The organism is Actinosynnema sp. NPDC059335 (genome assembly GCF_042752395.1).
Taxonomy (GTDB): Bacteria; Actinomycetota; Actinomycetes; order Mycobacteriales; family Pseudonocardiaceae; genus Actinosynnema.
In genome coordinates this window covers 1-2148 of sequence record NZ_JBHYXZ010000319.1, presented here as the reverse complement: position 1 = coordinate 2148, position 2148 = coordinate 1, and the positions used below count along the sequence as shown (strand labels likewise).

General features: G+C 70.0%; 1 protein-coding gene. It reads left to right on the top strand.

Features of this window, described 5'->3' with window-relative positions; genetic code table 11:
* Positions 1–632: 632 nt before the first annotated feature.
* Positions 633–2078, top strand: coding sequence for an APC family permease (locus ACFXGA_RS40140; protein ID WP_378098456.1), 1446 nt, complete (start codon positions 633–635; stop codon positions 2076–2078).
* Positions 2079–2148: the final 70 nt, after the last annotated feature.

Genomic DNA, 2148 nt, shown 5'->3' with positions numbered 1-2148 from the left:
TCCGACAGCCCGTACCCCTCCACCTTCGCCAGGAACTTGTCGTACATCCCGGCGAAGACGTACTTCCCCCACGTGGCGTCGTACGCCTTCTTCAGCAGGTTTGCCATGGCCAGCCAGCCCTCCAAGCTGTGAACGAAGCGCGGCTCCCCCAGTGAGGTGCGCGCGTGATCGCGTCCGTCCGGTGGCGCGAACGGAGAAGTCCTCTGTGGTCCGCCGGGTTCCCCGGTCGCGGCGGGGAGTCCCCGTTCGATTCGCTCGTGGTCATCCGGGGTCGATTGCCGGTCGTAGTCTCGTAGTTGAACCCGACTTCAAGTCAACCCCCGGCGCCGGCCCCACCCAGGCGGCCGAGTGCGGGAGCGCGATCACCCCGGTGGAGCAACGCCGGTAACGATCCGAGCGCTTTCCCCCGGGATCCGTTGCGCGCGCGGGCCGTCGCCGGTTCCCATTCCACGGCGTTGCGACGAGCGGTCGACCTGCGTTCACCGCTCCGCCGGGACCAGTCGCGGGTTCCGGGCCACTGTGGACGCCCATGCCGTCCGGTTCGGCAGTGGTGGACGACGCAACCGTGGACATCCGGGGTCCTCATGGCCGTCAGACGGCCTGTTCGACGCGCCCGCACCCGAGGAGGTCCCGTGTCCGAAGCACGCGAGAGTTCGCCCGCCCGCAGCACCACCGTCGCGTTACCGCGAGGCGGTCAACGCGGCGGCGAGGAGGCGGTGTTCCCCGGCCGCAGCCTGCTGCCCGTGACCGCGTCCTGGTGGACGTCGATCCTGGTCGCCGTCGGCGCGTCCCTGATGATCTCCGTCTCGATGGCCGAGATGGCCGCGGAGATCGGCAACGCGTCCGTCTGGGTCTGGATCACCACCGCGATCGTGGGCGCGTTGCAGTGCCTGCTGATCGCCGAGCTGGCGTCGCGGTTCACCGGGCGCGCGGGCGGCACGGCGCAGTTCGCCTACCGCGCCACCGCGAAGGGGTCGCCGACGCTGGGGGCGTTGTCGTCGTGGTCCTACTGGTTCGCCTGGACCCCCGGCATCGCGGTCAACCTCATCCTCGCCGCCACCTACCTGAAGTCGCTGTTCTGGCCCGAGGGCAACGTCATCCTGCTCGCCGTCCTCATCGGCATCGCCCTGTACTTCATCACCGCCCTCGGCCTGCGACTGTCCACCATGGTCAACGCCGCCCTGGCCGTGGTCGCCCTCGCGGTCGTCTCCGTCGTGGTCCTGACCCCGGTGTTCCACCCCGAGACGTTCGACATCGCCCGCGTCCTGCCCACCCAGCTCCCCGAGGACGCGCCCACCGGCGCCTGGGGTGTCGTCGGCGTCGTCCTCAAGTGGGCCTTCATCGCCACCTGGGCCGCCTACGCCGCCGAGATGGCCTCCACCGTCTGCGCGGAGATCAAACAACCCGAACGCCACATGAAGCGCGTCATGTCGATCTCCGCCGTCATCGCCATCGCCGCCTTCACCCTCGTCCCCGTCAGCATGTTCGGCGTCGTCGGCGTCGAAGGGCTCCAGCGCGACCCCTTCACCGTCTTCGCCGAGATCGGCGGCATCACGCTCGGCCCCGCCGGCCGGCACGTCGTCGGGCTCGGCCTCGCCGCCGTCCTCGTCCTGGGCGCCGAGATCTTCATCATCGGCTCCTCCCGCACCATCCACCAGATGGCGCAGGACGGGCACCTGCCCAAGATCTTCGGCAGGATGAACAAGCGCGGCGCGCCGGTCGGCTCGATCATGTTCGACGCGGTGGTGATCATCATCATGCTGGTGGTGTTCGGCACCCAGGTGGTGAGCGTCGTGGCCGCGGCCACCTTCGGCTACCTGATGGTGTTCGTCCTGCTGCCGCTCGCCTACCTGACGCTGCGGCGCTACCGGCGTGACGACGACGGCGGCTTCCGGCTGGGCAGGCCGTTCGTCGGCGTGGCCGTGGGCCTGTTCCTGTTCAACGTGGTCCTGCTGGTGTTCGGCGGTCTCCAGTGGGGCGTCGAGGTCATCGTCGTCGGGTTGGGCGTGACCCTGGCGGTGATCCCGATCTCGTACTTCACCCGCCGGTCGCGCGAACGCGCGGAGGTCGCGGGCTGACCACGTGCGAAAATGGGGGGGGGCGGAGAACCCGGGGGGGGGGGCCCCCGGGCGGGGGACTGCCGGGGAG